The 13,741-nt window shown below is 63.0% G+C and carries 20 protein-coding genes and 1 riboswitch; of the genes, 13 read left to right on the top strand and 7 right to left on the bottom strand.

Annotated elements, in window-relative coordinates:
* Positions 1-19: 19 nt before the first annotated feature.
* Both ACSMXN_RS08595 and ACSMXN_RS08590 read right to left on the bottom strand, forming a co-directional pair.
* Positions 20-862, bottom strand: a complete 843-nt coding sequence (locus tag ACSMXN_RS08595) for a PIG-L family deacetylase (RefSeq protein ID WP_027138967.1) — start codon at positions 860-862, stop codon at positions 20-22.
* Positions 859-1,335: a GNAT family N-acetyltransferase gene (locus tag ACSMXN_RS08590; RefSeq protein ID WP_022911440.1), complete on the bottom strand. Its 477-nt coding sequence runs from the start codon at positions 1,333-1,335 to the stop codon at positions 859-861. The genes ACSMXN_RS08595 and ACSMXN_RS08590 overlap by 4 nt, the downstream gene beginning before the upstream one ends.
* A gap of 95 nt (positions 1,336-1,430) precedes the next feature.
* On the opposite strand from ACSMXN_RS08590, the gene ACSMXN_RS08585 reads away from it, so the two are divergent.
* From ACSMXN_RS08585 to ACSMXN_RS08565, 5 genes are all read left to right on the top strand, one after another.
* Entirely contained in the window at positions 1,431-1,724 is a 294-nt protein-coding gene (locus ACSMXN_RS08585) for an antibiotic biosynthesis monooxygenase family protein (protein WP_022911439.1), read from the top strand.
* Between the two features lie 210 nt (positions 1,725-1,934).
* Positions 1,935-2,753, top strand: coding sequence for a mycofactocin-coupled SDR family oxidoreductase (locus ACSMXN_RS08580; RefSeq protein WP_027138965.1), 819 nt, complete (start codon positions 1,935-1,937; stop codon positions 2,751-2,753).
* Between the two features lie 77 nt (positions 2,754-2,830).
* Positions 2,831-3,652, top strand: coding sequence for an SDR family oxidoreductase (locus tag ACSMXN_RS08575; RefSeq protein ID WP_022911437.1), 822 nt, complete (start codon positions 2,831-2,833; stop codon positions 3,650-3,652).
* An 82-nt stretch (positions 3,653-3,734) separates the two neighbouring features.
* Positions 3,735-4,067, top strand: a complete 333-nt coding sequence (locus ACSMXN_RS08570; protein WP_022911436.1) for a YnfA family protein — start codon at positions 3,735-3,737, stop codon at positions 4,065-4,067.
* Positions 4,068-4,167: 100 nt separating this feature from the next.
* The gene (locus ACSMXN_RS08565; RefSeq protein ID WP_022911435.1) at positions 4,168-4,557 is read left to right on the top strand and encodes a nuclear transport factor 2 family protein; all 390 of its coding nucleotides are present in this window, start codon (positions 4,168-4,170) and stop codon (positions 4,555-4,557) included.
* Between the two features lie 138 nt (positions 4,558-4,695).
* Here the strand turns inward: ACSMXN_RS08565 and ACSMXN_RS08560 are convergent, their stop codons facing one another.
* The 4 genes from ACSMXN_RS08560 to ACSMXN_RS08545 form a co-directional block, all read right to left on the bottom strand.
* On the bottom strand, positions 4,696-4,833 hold the full coding sequence (locus ACSMXN_RS08560) for a hypothetical protein (protein ID WP_022911434.1): 138 nt from the start codon (positions 4,831-4,833) through the stop codon (positions 4,696-4,698).
* Positions 4,830-5,204: a TraR/DksA family transcriptional regulator gene (locus ACSMXN_RS08555; protein WP_022911433.1), complete on the bottom strand. Its 375-nt coding sequence runs from the start codon at positions 5,202-5,204 to the stop codon at positions 4,830-4,832. Before ACSMXN_RS08555 ends, ACSMXN_RS08560 begins: the two co-directional genes overlap by 4 nt.
* Positions 5,205-5,280: 76 nt before the next feature.
* A complete protein-coding gene (locus ACSMXN_RS08550) occupies positions 5,281-5,643 on the bottom strand; it encodes a hypothetical protein (protein ID WP_027138964.1) in 363 nt (120 codons plus the stop codon).
* Between the two features lie 40 nt (positions 5,644-5,683).
* Complete coding sequence (locus ACSMXN_RS08545) at positions 5,684-6,082, bottom strand: hypothetical protein (RefSeq protein ID WP_155958212.1); 399 nt, start codon at positions 6,080-6,082, stop codon at positions 5,684-5,686.
* A 143-nt stretch (positions 6,083-6,225) separates the two neighbouring features.
* Between ACSMXN_RS08545 and ACSMXN_RS08540 the strand changes: the two genes are divergently transcribed.
* From ACSMXN_RS08540 to ACSMXN_RS08505, 8 genes are all read left to right on the top strand, one after another.
* Positions 6,226-7,128, top strand: a complete 903-nt coding sequence (locus tag ACSMXN_RS08540; protein WP_022911430.1) for an amidohydrolase family protein — start codon at positions 6,226-6,228, stop codon at positions 7,126-7,128.
* A gap of 181 nt (positions 7,129-7,309) precedes the next feature.
* Positions 7,310-7,618 carry a YciI family protein gene (locus tag ACSMXN_RS08535; RefSeq protein WP_027138963.1) on the top strand — a complete coding sequence of 103 codons (309 nt, stop codon included), beginning with the start codon at positions 7,310-7,312 and terminating at the stop codon, positions 7,616-7,618.
* A gap of 23 nt (positions 7,619-7,641) precedes the next feature.
* Positions 7,642-8,799, top strand: coding sequence for an NAD(P)/FAD-dependent oxidoreductase (locus ACSMXN_RS08530; protein ID WP_022911428.1), 1,158 nt, complete (start codon positions 7,642-7,644; stop codon positions 8,797-8,799).
* 187 nt (positions 8,800-8,986) lie between these two features.
* Positions 8,987-9,442: a nitroreductase/quinone reductase family protein gene (locus ACSMXN_RS08525; protein ID WP_022911427.1), complete on the top strand. Its 456-nt coding sequence runs from the start codon at positions 8,987-8,989 to the stop codon at positions 9,440-9,442.
* An 83-nt stretch (positions 9,443-9,525) separates the two neighbouring features.
* Positions 9,526-9,626: riboswitch (guanidine-I (ykkC/yxkD leader) on the top strand.
* Between the two features lie 55 nt (positions 9,627-9,681).
* On the top strand, positions 9,682-10,809 hold the full coding sequence (locus tag ACSMXN_RS08520; RefSeq protein ID WP_022911426.1) for a 2-oxoglutarate and iron-dependent oxygenase domain-containing protein: 1,128 nt from the start codon (positions 9,682-9,684) through the stop codon (positions 10,807-10,809).
* 2 nt (positions 10,810-10,811) lie between these two features.
* Positions 10,812-11,441 (top strand): hypothetical protein, encoded by a 630-nt coding sequence (locus ACSMXN_RS08515; protein WP_155958210.1) that lies wholly within the window; start codon positions 10,812-10,814, stop codon positions 11,439-11,441.
* On the top strand, positions 11,434-12,735 hold the full coding sequence (locus ACSMXN_RS08510) for an NtaA/DmoA family FMN-dependent monooxygenase (protein WP_022911424.1): 1,302 nt from the start codon (positions 11,434-11,436) through the stop codon (positions 12,733-12,735). The genes ACSMXN_RS08515 and ACSMXN_RS08510 overlap by 8 nt, the downstream gene beginning before the upstream one ends.
* A 6-nt stretch (positions 12,736-12,741) precedes the next feature.
* On the top strand, positions 12,742-13,269 hold the full coding sequence (locus ACSMXN_RS08505) for an NAD(P)H-dependent oxidoreductase (protein WP_027138962.1): 528 nt from the start codon (positions 12,742-12,744) through the stop codon (positions 13,267-13,269).
* Between the two features lie 19 nt (positions 13,270-13,288).
* On the opposite strand, the gene ACSMXN_RS08500 is transcribed toward ACSMXN_RS08505, so the two are convergent.
* A complete protein-coding gene (locus tag ACSMXN_RS08500) occupies positions 13,289-13,723 on the bottom strand; it encodes a universal stress protein (protein WP_022911422.1) in 435 nt (144 codons plus the stop codon).
* Between the last annotated feature and the right edge of the window lie 18 nt (positions 13,724-13,741).

The raw sequence follows: 13,741 nt of genomic DNA, 5'->3' as shown, positions 1-13,741 counted from the left end.
AGCCGTTGACGAGGTGGCGTCAACGCAGACCGGCGAAGACGTCATCTTCGGGCAACGGCGCCCCGGTGGAGTCCTGAACCCGGACGAAAGTCTCGACGCCCATCAACTCGGTGAAGGTGTCCTGGCCCATTTGCAGAAAGAAGATGTTTTCGCTTTGACTCGCATGTGCGGCCAGTGCACGAAATTTCTGTCCACCGAACTCCTTGGTGTCTACCCAGGTCGTGATGTCGGCGTCGTCGAGTCCGATCTCGGGCTCTTCACTATTGGGATCGGGCTCATCCCAGTCAGCCCCGAGTTCGCGCATGACGCGGCCGAATTCCTCCATCATCGAGCGCGGCGTCGTCGTCCAGTAGACCTTCGAAGGCACTGCGCTTGCGGTCGCCGCATTTGCGGCGACCGCGGCCATCGTGATGCGGTGAGCCTGAATGTGATCGGGGTGGCCGTAGAAGCCGTTCGCGTCGTAGGTGACGAGAACGTCCGGCCGGTATTGCTCGATCAGCTTGCTCAGCCGAGCAGCACCTTCTTCGACCGGGGTTCTCCAGAACGAACCGGGGGCATCGTTCGTCGGCCAACCCATCATGCCTGAGTCGGGGTAATCGAGCATTTCAAGATGACTCACATTGAGCACCGCACAGCTGGCTTCGAGTTCGCCGCGCCGCACGCTTGCCACCGCCGCCGGGTCGTGGCCGGGTTCACCGGGCTTGATGCCACCGGGACCGTCGCCGCAGCTACCGTCCGTGCAGGTGACGAGCACGGTCTGAATTCCCTCGGCCGCGCAGCGCGCCAAGATACCGCCGGTTCCAGTCGCCTCGTCATCGGGATGAGCGTGCACGGCCATCAACGTCAGAGGGCGATCAGTCATGATCCCACCCTAAGCGCCAGTGTCATGAAGGTGCTGTTCGGACTCGGTTGGTAGTCCGCGAAGGGCTCGCACGGCAGGAAACCGACCCGCGCGTAGAGCGAGCGCGCTGGGGCGAAGGCCACCATAGAACCGGTCTCCAGGCTCAGCCGCCGAAAACCACGATCGCGTGCCACCGCGATCAGATGATCGAGGACCGCGCCGCCGATCCCCTGGCCTCGCCAGGCATGCGCCGTGTGCATGGATTTCAGCTCGGCATGACGCTCGTCAAGCTGTTTGAGCGCGCCGACACCGACCAGCTGCGAACGTAGGCGTGCTCCGTAGAACGCGACACCCGGATCGAGCAAGGCCTCGACGTCCAGAGCATGAACGTCCGCTGGCGGGCTGTGGGTGTTGGCGAAGGCGAGATGCTGTTCCAGGAGCGCACGCACGTCGTCTGTACGCGGGTCCTCGATGGCAACTCGCACGTGCTCCACATCAGGAATCTATGTCATCGGTGCAGGCGGATCTGCCTGCACCGACAAGACGCATCGCTCTTCGCCCGGCGCCCATCCGGCGCTAGTATCCGGCCATGTCACTTACGGCGTTCCTGGACCTTCGGCTCAAGTCTGATTCCATCGATACCGCGCACCAGCTTCTGAAGGACATTCTTGTCGATACCCGGAATTTTCCGGGGTGCCTCGGCGTCCAGGTGCTTACCGATCTTGCCGATCCTGCCCACATCATCCTCGTGGAATCGTGGGCATCGGAGGAAGACGATGCGGCCTATCGCGCCTGGCGTGCCGGCGAGGGAGCGAGCAACCTGGCATCGGTGTTGTCCGGCGCGCCCGTCTTGACCAGGTTGTCCGTCGAATCAGGCATCTGAGGAAGGCATTTCGCCGCCCACCGCGGCGTGCGTTGACAGCCGCCGGTGACCACCGGTAAACATCGATGTACTTTTTCTAAGTCGCGGACGGTTTTTTTGGGCATGCTTTCATAATTCTGAGTCACGTTCGTGTACGCGTTCAAGGTCTGGCATCTGCTTTCACACATCCTTCGGATTCATGCGCTCTTCTGGCTTCACAAAGGAGTATCAATGGCTGCGTTCCCACAACGGCTTCAGGGCAAAGTCGCATTCATCACCGGTGCCGCCCGCGGCCAGGGCAGAGCGGAGGCCGTCCGTCTCGCGGCCGAGGGCGCCGACATCATTGCGGTCGATATCTGCACCTCGGCGACCTCGACCGCCTATCCAGGCGCGACTGAAGAAGACCTCAACGAGACGGTGCGTTTGGTTGAGGACCTCGACCGACGAATCATCGCGACGGTGGCCGATGTGCGCGACCTCGCAGCAATCTCCGCTGCTGTCAGTGACGGTGTGGCTGCTCTGGGACGCCTGGACGTCGTGGTCGCCAATGCCGGCATCTGCTCGGCGGCCATGTCCTGGGAGGTGACGCCGGAACAGTGGAAAGAAACGATTGACACCAACTTGACCGGCGTCTTCTACACCGCGAAGGCAACGGTGCCGATCCTGCTCGAGCAGGGCACGGGCGGCTCGATCATCTTCACAAGCTCGGTCGCCGGATTGCGTGGGCATCCATTCCTGAGTCACTATGCCGCCAGCAAGCATGGCGTCGTGGGTTTGGCGAAATCGATGGCTACCGAGCTCGGTCAGTACAACATCCGGGTCAACACCATCCACCCACACGGTGTCCAGACCGGTATGAGTGTCAATGACATGCATCCCCTGCTGGAGAAGCACGCCGCTACGCTAGCGCCGATCTTCATGCAGATCCTGCCTGATCCCGTCTCCCAGCCCGAAGACATCGCCAACGCGGTCGCCTGGTTGGCATCGGACGAGGCCCGCCACGTCACAGGCATCCAGCTGCCGATCGACCTCGGAACCTTGCTTCGCTGACTCGTTCGGCAATGTCCCCCGCCCCCGCAACCCCGCAACCCGTGCCGGCCCGTCGGGCTGTGGAACTGGAGTCTCGGATGGAATTGCCCAACGGTGCACACGGAACCCGACTTGCCGGCAAGGTTGCGATCGTGTCCGGCGCCGGCTTCGACGGCGAATTTCTCGGCACCGGTGCAGCAACGGCGATCCTCTTCGCCGCCCAGGGCGCTCGAGTGGGCTTGATTGATATATCTGCCGACCGTGCTGAACACACCCTGGCAAGCATTGCCGAATTCGGCGGCGAGGCTGTCGTGGCGGTGGCCGATGTCTCCGATGCCGCCGGGTGTGTCGCTGCCGTCGGGCAGACCATCACTCACTTCGGGCGGCTCGATATCTTGATCAACAACGCTGCGATCGCTGCTGGCGGCTCGGTGGTCGACATCGATCCGGACGTTTGGAACCGCGTGGTCGACATCAATCTCAATGGCGTGATGCGCATGAGCCGAGCCGCCATACCCGCTTTGCGGGCCGCTGGAGGTGGGTCGATCGTCAACCTCTCGTCGATCGCGGGTACGCGCGGGCTGGGCACCTCGGCTTACGCTGCGGCGAAGGGTGGCGTAATCGGTCTTACTGCTGACATGGCCTACAGCCACGGCCGCGAGGGTATTCGGGTCAACTGCATCGTTCCCGGCCACCTGCACACACCTATGGGATACGGCGGTGATCCCGAAGTTCGTGAGGCCCGCCGCCGCAGCGGCATGCTCGGTACGGAGGGAAACGCCTGGGACGTGGCGTGGGCGGCCGTATTCTTCGCCTCTGACGAGTCTCGGTGGGTAACGGCAACACAACTCCCAGTGGACGCTGGAACGACTGCCACGACCGCCTTCGCCATGCGAAAGCATCTCACCGACGACCTTTGATACCGACGAGTGCAAGACCGCCTTCGACGTTGCTCGGGCCAGTCCGATGAGTTTCTGGCTAGCCACTCACTAACGTGAAGTCATGCTCGTAACGCGCTCGGTGTCGTTGTTCATCATCGCCGCTATCGCCGAGATCGGTGGTTGCTGGCTGGTATGGCAGGCCGTGCGCGAGCACCGGGCCTGGTGGTTCGCCGCGGCCGGGGTTCTCTCGCTGGCGGCCTACGGCTTCGTCGCTACGGCGCAGCCGAACAGCCATTTCGGTCGTATCCTCGCGGCCTACGGCGGCGTCTTCGTGGTTGGCTCGCTGCTGTGGGCCATGGCCTTCGACCGGTTCTGTCCGAGCCGATTCGACATAATCGGTGCCGCTATCTGCGTTGTCGGGGTGAGTGTCATCATGTTCGCACCCCGCCAGTAGTGGGTCTTGAATTGCTGGCTGCATAAGCGCCGCCGTAGTCTGACCGTCGTTCGGCCCTTCGTGGCCCTGGGTACCAAGGGCCACAGACTCAGGAACTCAGATGGCACTGCCTGCAGAAGACGTTGTCGCGATCGAGCAGTTGTGTGCGCGGTACAACCACGCGGTCGATGCCGGTGACGGCCCGGGTTTCGCCGCGACGTTCACCGAGGACGGCGTCTTGGTTGTCAACCAGCGGTTCGAAGGGCACGCCGCATTGGCCGCGTTCGCCGAAAGCGTGCCGACCCGGATACCGCGTCCGCGTCACATCGTTTCGAACGTCCTCGTCGACGGCGACTCGAACGCGGCGAGCGCGAAGGCCTATCTGCAGCTCTACGCGCGTACGGGCGACGGCGGCGGTCTGTCGATGATCAGCTCCGGCGTCTACGCCGATTCGCTGCGTCGCAAGGACGGGCAGTGGTTGTTCATCGAGCGGGTTTTCGCCGCGGACTGAAAACTTCAGTCCGCGAGACAACCGCGATCGCTGTCATCGGGTCGCAGACGACGGCCCGTCCGATCACGACACCCTTGCCGCGACGGTCCCCAGCCAGCCGACGCCATTGTCGACCGGCCGAGGCGCCGGGCCCACTCCTCAATCAGATTTCGAAGCTCGCGCGCGACGTTTGCGCCGCTCGTCCATGCTGATCGAGATGATCGGAAATGCGAACAACGCCGCCAGAATGCCCAACATGAGCATCATCTTCAGCCAGGGCAGTTCTTGATCTGTCATTGTTCGAACTCACGGTGCCGATTGTTCGGCTGCTGGACGGCACGCTGGCATGTCACACAAAGAGGTGCATGTGGGAGCACCTCGAGCCGATCGGGTGATTGCCGTGCGCCGCAGTTCACGCAGTATCCGTAGGTTCCGTCGGCCATTCGGGCGAGTGCTAGCTGAATGTCGGCCAGTGCAGTCCGGGCGCCGAACAAGATCGTTGCCCGGATCTCGAGCGCCGCGTCGTTCTGCACGCGGCCGCTCCGCTCTGGCGCGGTGAGTTCTGCAATCTGCTCGAGCCGAAAGCGCTCTTGCTGTTCCAACATCGACGCCAGCGCTGCGAGCTGGACGTCGGTTAAGGCGGAAAAATCGGAAACCCTTGTCATCATGCGAATCTCCTTTGCTGAGGGTGCATCAGCAGCCCACGGCAGTCATCGACCGCGCGGCTGATGATGCGGAAAGTGGCTAGCTCGCTAGCTCAGCGGGAGGTGCACGCGGCTGGGGCAGCTGAGCCAGCTCAGCCACCCACACCGTTCGTTCTTCGGGCAATCCCTCGAGAGCTGAGATCGCTCTCGTCGGACGGGAGCCATCATCGGCGACGAGGTCATAGGACAGCGGATTGCTGCGCGACGACGCTCGGTCCGCAGACCCGAGCGTCACTACATCGACATGACCACTGACCGCGTGGACCGTCAGCGCCGGGACGGAATCTCCGGGATAGCTGGCAAGGGCGCGAGAAGCCGGCAGCGCAAGGAGTAGTAAGGCGCAGAGCAGGCCGCCCAACGCCGACGAAGCGCGTCGAGTGCGAACTGCAGGCAGCCCCCTCATACCTTGCCAACGCCCCGCGCTGGGACAAAGTTTCAGCAGATCACCACGACACGCCGCAGCCCGCCAGTGCGGCTTCGGTTTCCAGCCGAGTGATCGCCTGTAACGGCCGCTCCGGCACCGGTAGCCCGGCGGCGTGACACGAGGCACACAGCACGTCGTCGTAGGCCATGCTCAATGCGATGAGCTTGGTGCGGTGCACGGGTTCGCGCGATGCCTCGGCGCGTTCGTAGAGCCGGGACAGCCGGCGAAGGTCGGCCGTCAACCGCTCGAGGTCTGGCTTCGGCGTCGGAGGTGGTCGACGCATCCAATCCGGCAATCCGTGCACGAAGAGTTCATAGGACTTCAACATGACCCAGAAGAATGCGCACGGCATCAGAAAGAGTGCAACCAAGCCGATCAGATCCCACACCGTTGCAGCGCCTCCCTCAGGGCGTGCCATCGAGTATCCGCCGCGGCGCGGACAAACGGTAGCCCGGATTTGGCTCTGTTGACTTTCGGCGCTGTCGGCGCAAGCTGCTCATTATGAAGTCGGCAGCTGGAGTGACGCCCAGCCCAGTCTGGATGAAGGTGGCTGATCGATAAATGACAGATCGAGGACAGCTCACGCTGATTGATGCGCACACTCACACTCAGCCTTCGCTCGAGGCGACCACGGCGTTCATGGCCAACCTCGGCATGCCTGCGGCGGGTGAGGGCACAACCGATGAATTGGTATCAGGGATGGATGCCAACAACATCGCCTGGACGATGATCGTGCCGTGGTTACCCGCTCAGGATTTCGTGGCGGAAGCGGTTGCGGCTGGTACTGATCGCGATCTCGCGACCGAGCAGGTGTTGCAACGTTGGCACGACCTCAACTCGTGGGCGGCAAGCTCCGCCCAGCGCCAACCGGATCGCCTGAAGTCCATCGTGGGCCTTGACCCAGTATTGATGTCGACTGAGTTCATCGAGTCCGAGGTTCGTACGCAGCTCGCCGCGGGCGCCAGCGGATTGAAGGTCGCACCGATGTTCATCGGCGTGCCTGCAGACGATGAGAAGATGGAGATCGTCTGGCGGTTGGCCGTCCAGAACGATGTACCTGTGCTCAGCGAATCCGGCGCCCTGGGCTACGGCGAGCACGGCGCCTGGGGCCACCCGCGGAATTTTGAGACCGTTCTGCGCAGTTACCCGACCCTGCGCCTGCAGTTGGCGCACCTCGGGCAGGGTGCTGAGGACGACATGGCCAAGCTCGTCCAACTGTCCGACACGATCATCACCGACACTGCTCTCAGGCTCGGCGGAATGGGCGACGACGGTCCCGATCCCGTCGAGTTCGCCGAACTGATCCGGCGGATCGGGACCGACAAGGTCGCTTTCGGAACGAACTACCCGATCGTCGACCAGGCCCGTTACGCCCAGGCGCTACGTGACCTGCCCTTGTCGGACGCGGAGCTACAACTGGTCGGGCACGACAATGCCGCACGCCTATGGCGATCGTCCAACTGATCTCAAGCCGTTAGTGGCAGCCTCGTTCCAAGGAAAATTCGAGGGAGAATTTCGCAGGCAGATTTCACGGGAGAACTTGTCTGCTGACGTGTCGATTCTGCTCGCCGCCGTTCGTCGCCATGGTGTTGTCACCCAATTGCCGACAGCGATCGGTCTGTCGTCAGATCAAAGGAGAACCACAATGGCGAAGTTCGTCTACCTCTACACCGGTGCCCAGATGGCCGAGACGCCCGAAGCTCAGGAGCAGGCGATGCAGGCGTGGGGCGCATGGTTCGGCACGCTCGGCGCTGCCGTCACCGAAACAGGCAACCCTTTCGGCAGTTCGGCCACCGTCAAATCGGGCGGCACTGTCGCCGGTGGGACGTCAAATGTCGGCGGCTACTCGATCATCGAAGCAGATTCGCTCGACGAGGCCTCAGCCAAGGTCAGTGGCTGCCCCGTCCTGCAAAGCGGCGGATCCGTCGAGGTGTACGAAGCGCTGGCCATGTAGCACTGGCCATGTAGCCTCCTGCCATGCGCGTCTTGGTCCTCGGTGCGGGATTCGGTGGTCTGGAACTAACTGCAACGCTGTCCGAGCAATTCGGCGACACCGTCGACGTCGTACTGATCGATCAGAGCGACGACTTCGTGTTCGGTTTCTCGAAGCTGGACGTGATGTTCGGTCGCGCGATCCCGGCGCAGGTGCGACACCCCTATCGCGACCTGGTCAAGCCCGGGGTGCGGTTCGTGCAGTCGACCGTGCGCTCGATCGACCCGATCGCCAAGCGGGTCGAAACCGATGCCGGGACGTTCGAGGGCGATGTTCTGGTGGTAGCGCTGGGCGCTGACCTCGACCCGAGCGCCACACCCGGACTGGTGGAATCAGGTCATGAGTTCTACACAGTGGCAGGTGCATTCGCCGCCCGCGACGTCCTCGAACGGTTTGGTGGTGGTCGCGTCGTTGTCGGGGTCCTGTCGACGCCGTTCAAATGCCCGCCCGCACCGAGTGAAACTGCCCTGCTCATGCACGATTACCTCGTCGCGCGCGGGCTCCGAACTGCGTCCCAGATCTCGCTGGTAATGCCCATGGGCGTGCCGATCCCTCCGTCACCGGCCGCTTCGGACGCGCTGTTGCGGGCCTTCGCCGAACGCGAGATCGCCTGGTACCCCGAGCGATTGGTAACCAGGCTCGACCCGGCCCGAAAGGTCGTCGAATTGAGTGACGGCAGCGAGATTGGCTATGACCTGTTTCTGGGCGTGCCGGTACATCGAGCGCCCGCGGTGGTTCAGCAGGCCGGTCTGACTGTCGACGGCTGGATACCGGTCGACCCGCTGACCCTCGAGACTGCGTTTAGCGGTGTCTACGCGGTTGGTGATGTCACGAGCGTAGGTACGCCGAAGGCCGGTGTTTTCGCCGAAGGCCAAGCAGCGGTGGTCGCTGCGCGGATCGGTGCGCTGATTCGCGGCAGCGAGCAGTCGGTGCAGTACGACGGCCACGGGATGTGTTATCTGGAATTCGGCTCCGGCCAGGTCGCTCGTGTCGACGTGACCTTTCTGAGTGGCATCAAGCCCGTAGGAGCCCTGGACGGACCCTCGCAGGCGCTGGCGGCGGACAAGGTTAACTTTGGTTCCAGCCGTATCCAACGTTGGTTCGACCGAACCTGGTCCCTCGCCGAGTCGGCCAGTCCCTAACCAGACCGCGCTCAGAACCCGATCGGGCAGCCCGAGGCGTGCCGTCAACGGGCCCGGGCGCGGAGCCATGTCGGCATTTGGTGATCACTGAACGCAAACGAGAGCAGTGCTCTTGACAAGCTGAGCCAGGTAACGGCATCATTGCTCTTGACCGAGAGCACCGCTCTCAGCTGGGAAGGACGAACCGATGGCCGACGAACAGCGTTACCTCGAACCCGACTGGTTCACCCGCAATATCTTCAACCGCACCGTTCGCGGTCTGACCCGCATCGGCATCAGCGTGGTCGGTTCCCGCGAGCTGCGAGTCCGCGGCCGCAAAAGCGGTCAATGGCGCACCACTCCGGTCAACCTGCTCACCGTCGAGGGCTCGCGCTACCTCGTCGCGCCACGCGGCACGACCGAGTGGGTCCGCAATATTCGCGTCTCCGGTGGCGGCGAACTGCGGGTCGGCCGGCGTACCGAGGTCTTTCAGGCCGACGAGATCGCCGACGACGTGAAGGTGCCGATCTTGCGCGAATACCTGCGGCGCTGGGGCTGGGAAGTCGGTAAGTTCTTCGAGGGCGTCGACAAGAACGCGACCGATGAACAGCTCGGCGGCATCGCAGCAGGCTTCCCGGTCTTCCGGGTGCGCAGCGAAAGTTAGCGCCCGTAACACGACGGTCATCGAAGCTTGCGAAGCCTGAAACCGAAACACCGTTCACTGGTTCTCGACCCACTCGACCTCGAGCGGGGCGCGTCTAGGGTTCCGCCGTTCACTCGGGTCTGGTCCAAGAGATGCACGCATCGCCCAGCGCGGTGTGCCACGGCGGGAGAAAAGCCCGGGAGATTCGATCTCCCAGGCCTGTCCGCAGCTGTCTGGGAGCCGACCGAAATGGGTGGGCTATGAGCACGTCCGGCAAGCTGAGCAGCTTCCAGGAGATCCCCGTCGTCAACGTTGCAGGTCTGTACGGCACCCCCGAGGAGCAGCAAGCGGTTGCCACGGAGCTGGGCAAGGTAGCTCGCGAGGTCGGCTTTCTCTACGTGACCGGAAGCGGCGTGAGTCAAGCGCTGTTCGATGATCTGCTGTCAGTGACGAAGCAATTCTTCGCTTTGCCGCTCGAAGAGAAGATGAAGGTCTACATCGGCAATTCGTCCAATCACCGTGGCTACGTGCCGACCGGCGAAGAGGGCGGCTACATCAACAAGTCGAAGGCGGCCGAGAATCAGAAGCCCGCAGATCTCAAGGAGGCTTTCGATCTCAGCCTCGACCTACCGGCCGATGACCCCGACTATCTCGCTGGCAATCCGATGGTCGGCCCGAATCAGTGGCCGCCGCTGCCCGGCATGGCAGAGACCGTCAATCGTTACTACGACGCCGTCCTCGCCTTCGGTAAGGTGCTGTTGCGAGGTTTCGCGCTCGCGCTCGGTGAACCGGCCGACCGCTTCGATGCGATGGTTACGAAGGCTCCCAGCCAGCTTCGCCTCATCCACTACCCCTTCGACCCGGCGGCCACTGACTCCCTCGGAATCGGAGCCCACACCGACTTCGAGGTCTTCACCCTGCTCAAACCCACGAAACCGGGACTGGAAGTGCTCAATGGCGCCGGCGAGTGGATCGACGCGCCTCCGATGGATGACGCGTTCGTGGTCAACATCGCCGACATGCTCGAGATCTGGTCGAACGGCGACTTCGTCTCGACTACGCACCGCGTGCGCAAGGTAGCCGAGGAGCGCTATTCGTTTCCGTTGTTCTTCAACGTCGACTACGACGTGCTCGTCGCGCCGCTGGAGCGCTTTAGCCGCCCTGACGGTTCCAACAGAATGCCGCTGCGCGCAGGAGAGCACTTGTACGCGCAGACAGTCCAAGTCTTCACCTACCTGCAAGAGCGTTTGGCCGCCGGTGAAATCTCGATGCCAGAGGTCTGGATGGAGAAGAACTCGTTCGGACGTGAGGCCGAACTCAAACGCGAAGCTGAGCTGCCTCGACCGGTGGAGGGCACCGTTGACCCGACTCTCGTCGCTGCGGAGTGAGCGTGATCCCCGCCGAGATGACTGGCGGCTGGGTTCGCAACGGCATCACGATGAACGGCGCCGAGCCAGCAGCTGAGAACACCGTCGTGTGGTGGTTGCAAGCCCCCACCAAACATTGCGATTTGCGAGTGCCTCACGAGGGTACCGACGGTGTCATGTCGTTCGCCGGCACTACGAGCTGGGCTGAACCGTCGCTCACTTGGAGTCCGGAAATCGAGTTGGACAGGAGCATCTTCGAAGACGTCGGCGTGATCAGTTGGGATGGCAATGATCTGATCGAGACTGGCGTTTCCTATGAGGGCGAAAGAACAATCTCGTATGTCGAACGCTGGCAACGACTACCGGGAGGCTCTGGAGAGCTGCTCGCCCTGAGCTCGCCGAGCGGTCGTCTCGTCCGCACCGGACGCTATGCGCTGACGATCGTTGACCAACGCCTTGCCGGCGGCACCTTCGCGGCCGTCGCCTGGATTTGGCAAGGGGAGGAGTGGGTGATCGATCATTGCTGGCCGGTGGGAGCGACCGCTCCCGCGCCGCCTGCCTCGGTAGGCGATGGGCAGGCAACCGTTGTCCTGTCCGACGGCATCGAATGGACCGTAGACGAGCACTGGAAGGTGTCGGATATCAGTGGCTGACGAGAAGTTTCATCTTGCGTGGTTCTTGAATTTCGTGACCGATGACTGGAGCGGCACCTGGGGCGCCGGCGGTCGGGACATGTCCGGCGACTTCTATGTCGAGATGGCCAAGGATCTCGAACGAGCCTGCTTTGACTACGTGATCATCGAGGACAAGCTCATGGTGTCAACCGCGTGGGGCGGAACCATGGAGAACGACCTCAAACACGGCGTGAACCCCAAGCACGACCCGGTACCGCTGGCGGTGCTCATGGCGCAGGCCACGTCTCGCTTGGGACTCGTGCCGACGATGTCGACGAGCTTCTACCCACCATTCCTGCTGGCCCGGCTCTGCGCCACCATCGATCACATCGCCCGCGGCCGGTTCGGGTGGAACATCGTCACATCAGCTGAAGACCGGTCCGCGCAGAACTTCGGCATGGACAAGCTCTACGAACACGACGAGCGGTACGCGATGGCCAACGAGTACCTCGAGCTGGTGACCGCCCTGTGGGAGTCATGGGATCCGGATGCGGTCGTTCGCGATCGCGAGACCGGAACCTTCGTCGATCACACCAAGGTCCGGACCATCGACTTCGAGGGCAAGTACTACCGCTCTCGCGGGCCCCTGAATACGGTGCGCGCCCCCCAGGGCCATCCGGTGCTCTGCCAAGCCGGTGCCTCGCCGCCCGGTCGGGCCTTCGCCTCGCGTTTCGCAGATACCATCGTTGCCACCGCCAACACCCCTGATCGCATGAAGGCTTTCCGCGACGACATCCGCGCAAGACTGGTCGATCAGGGTCGCAAACCCGATGACTGCAAGGTCCTGTTTCTCATCGCGCCCATTGTCGGCGACACCGTCGAGGAAGCTCAGGCCAAGAAGCTGCGATGGATGTCTGACCCACTCTTCATCGAGCTGGTTCTCACGACGATGGGTTCGATCACCGAGATCGACTTCTCGGTCTTCGACCTCGATGCGCCGCTCCCAGAGGTCACTACCAACGGAGAACGGGGCTTTCTAGAGGCTTTCGCGAAACGTGCTGAGGGTAAAACGCTGCGACAGGCGGTCATCGACGACGGCCTCGGCGGCGCGAACGACTTCGTCGGAACCCCCGAAACCGTGGCGGACAAGATGGCGGAGTTCATGGCAGAGGTCGGTGGCGACGGCTTCCTGATCACGAGCCCGGAAAAGAAGCTAAATCGGCGCTACGTCACCGAGATCACCGACGGACTTGTGCCCGAGCTTCAGCGTCGCGGTCTGGTGCGAACGTCATATACGCATGAGCAATTTCGCGACAATCTGTTGGAGTTCTGAGTAACGGTGTCAGCAACTGTTGTGGTCGGCAATCCGAAAGTCGCATCACGCACTGCCTCGGCCGCTATCGCGGTGGCCGAGGCAGTCGGCCGCAGCGCGGTTGATGGCGACGGTGAGCTCAGCGACGAGCCCACCGTGATCGAGCTGGCTGAGCTCGGACCGGCATTGTTCTCGTGGGGCGATGCCAAGGTTGCCCAGGCCAAGGCAGCTGTGCTGGCCAGCGATCTGATCGTCTTCGCATCCCCGGTTTACAAGGCGTCCTTCACCGGGCTGCTCAAGGCATTTCTCGATCAGTTCGGCCGCGACGAGCTCGGCGCTCGCGCCGTCGTACCGCTCATGGTCGGTGCGTCCCCGGCACACTCACTCGCCGTGGAAGCGCAGCTTCGTCCCGTCCTGATCGAGATCGGCGCCAGCTGCCCCACCCGCGGCCTTTACATTCTGGAGTCGCAGATACCAGAGCTGGCGCCAGTCATCGACGAGTGGCTCAGCGTGTGGGGCACCGCGCTGAACGCGGTCATCAGCACCCACCAGTGAGCCATGGGCCGCCGGCGACCTACGGGACGACGGTTACCGGCCAACGAGCGTCCTTGACCAGGTGCACGGCAAGCGAGCCGATCAAGCGGTGCCCGGCCTTCGTTGAGGCGCCGACGATGACAGCGTCGACCCGGCGTTCTTCGGCCAGGCGGACGATTTCGGCGAACGGGTTACCTTCGCGCTCGACGAGTGTCACGTCGACACCGAGCCGCGGTGCCTGCTCGGCGATCGCAGCTCGCAGCTCCTCAGCGACCGCGTTGTTGCTGAACCGGACCGCGGTGGTCGCCTCTGGCGAAATACCCGTTGCGCCGAGCGTATGGACGAAGAGCACCACAAGTTTGGAGCCCTGACGGCGCGCCAGCCCTGCCGCGTAGGCCGCGGCCCGCAGCGACGTCTCCGACCCATCGACTGCAACCAGAAGCACATTCGGACCGTCGGTTCCCAACTCGAACACCCTTGCACGGTATCCGAC

The sequence above is a fragment of the Parajatrophihabitans canadensis genome (assembly GCF_053764775.1).
Note: the sequence above shows the minus strand (reverse complement) of the source record. Positions and strands in the feature narration are given on the sequence as shown.

Bases quoted from the DNA above. Each gene is read 5' to 3' on its own strand.
- ACSMXN_RS08595 (WP_027138967.1), bottom strand. From the start codon at position 862: ATGACTGATCGCCCTCTGACGTTGATGGCCGTGCACGCTCATCCCGAT.
- ACSMXN_RS08585 (WP_022911439.1), top strand. From the start codon at position 1,431: ATGTCACTTACGGCGTTCCTGGACCTTCGGCTCAAGTCTGATTCCATC.
- ACSMXN_RS08580 (WP_027138965.1), top strand. From the start codon at position 1,935: ATGGCTGCGTTCCCACAACGGCTTCAGGGCAAAGTCGCATTCATCACC.
- ACSMXN_RS08575 (WP_022911437.1), top strand. From the start codon at position 2,831: ATGGAATTGCCCAACGGTGCACACGGAACCCGACTTGCCGGCAAGGTT.
- ACSMXN_RS08570 (WP_022911436.1), top strand. From the start codon at position 3,735: ATGCTCGTAACGCGCTCGGTGTCGTTGTTCATCATCGCCGCTATCGCC.
- ACSMXN_RS08565 (WP_022911435.1), top strand. From the start codon at position 4,168: ATGGCACTGCCTGCAGAAGACGTTGTCGCGATCGAGCAGTTGTGTGCG.
- ACSMXN_RS08560 (WP_022911434.1), bottom strand. From the start codon at position 4,833: ATGACAGATCAAGAACTGCCCTGGCTGAAGATGATGCTCATGTTGGGC.
- ACSMXN_RS08555 (WP_022911433.1), bottom strand. From the start codon at position 5,204: ATGATGACAAGGGTTTCCGATTTTTCCGCCTTAACCGACGTCCAGCTC.
- ACSMXN_RS08550 (WP_027138964.1), bottom strand. From the start codon at position 5,643: ATGAGGGGGCTGCCTGCAGTTCGCACTCGACGCGCTTCGTCGGCGTTG.
- ACSMXN_RS08545 (WP_155958212.1), bottom strand. From the start codon at position 6,082: ATGGCACGCCCTGAGGGAGGCGCTGCAACGGTGTGGGATCTGATCGGC.
- ACSMXN_RS08540 (WP_022911430.1), top strand. From the start codon at position 6,226: ATGACAGATCGAGGACAGCTCACGCTGATTGATGCGCACACTCACACT.
- ACSMXN_RS08535 (WP_027138963.1), top strand. From the start codon at position 7,310: ATGGCGAAGTTCGTCTACCTCTACACCGGTGCCCAGATGGCCGAGACG.
- ACSMXN_RS08530 (WP_022911428.1), top strand. From the start codon at position 7,642: ATGCGCGTCTTGGTCCTCGGTGCGGGATTCGGTGGTCTGGAACTAACT.
- ACSMXN_RS08525 (WP_022911427.1), top strand. From the start codon at position 8,987: ATGGCCGACGAACAGCGTTACCTCGAACCCGACTGGTTCACCCGCAAT.
- ACSMXN_RS08520 (WP_022911426.1), top strand. From the start codon at position 9,682: ATGAGCACGTCCGGCAAGCTGAGCAGCTTCCAGGAGATCCCCGTCGTC.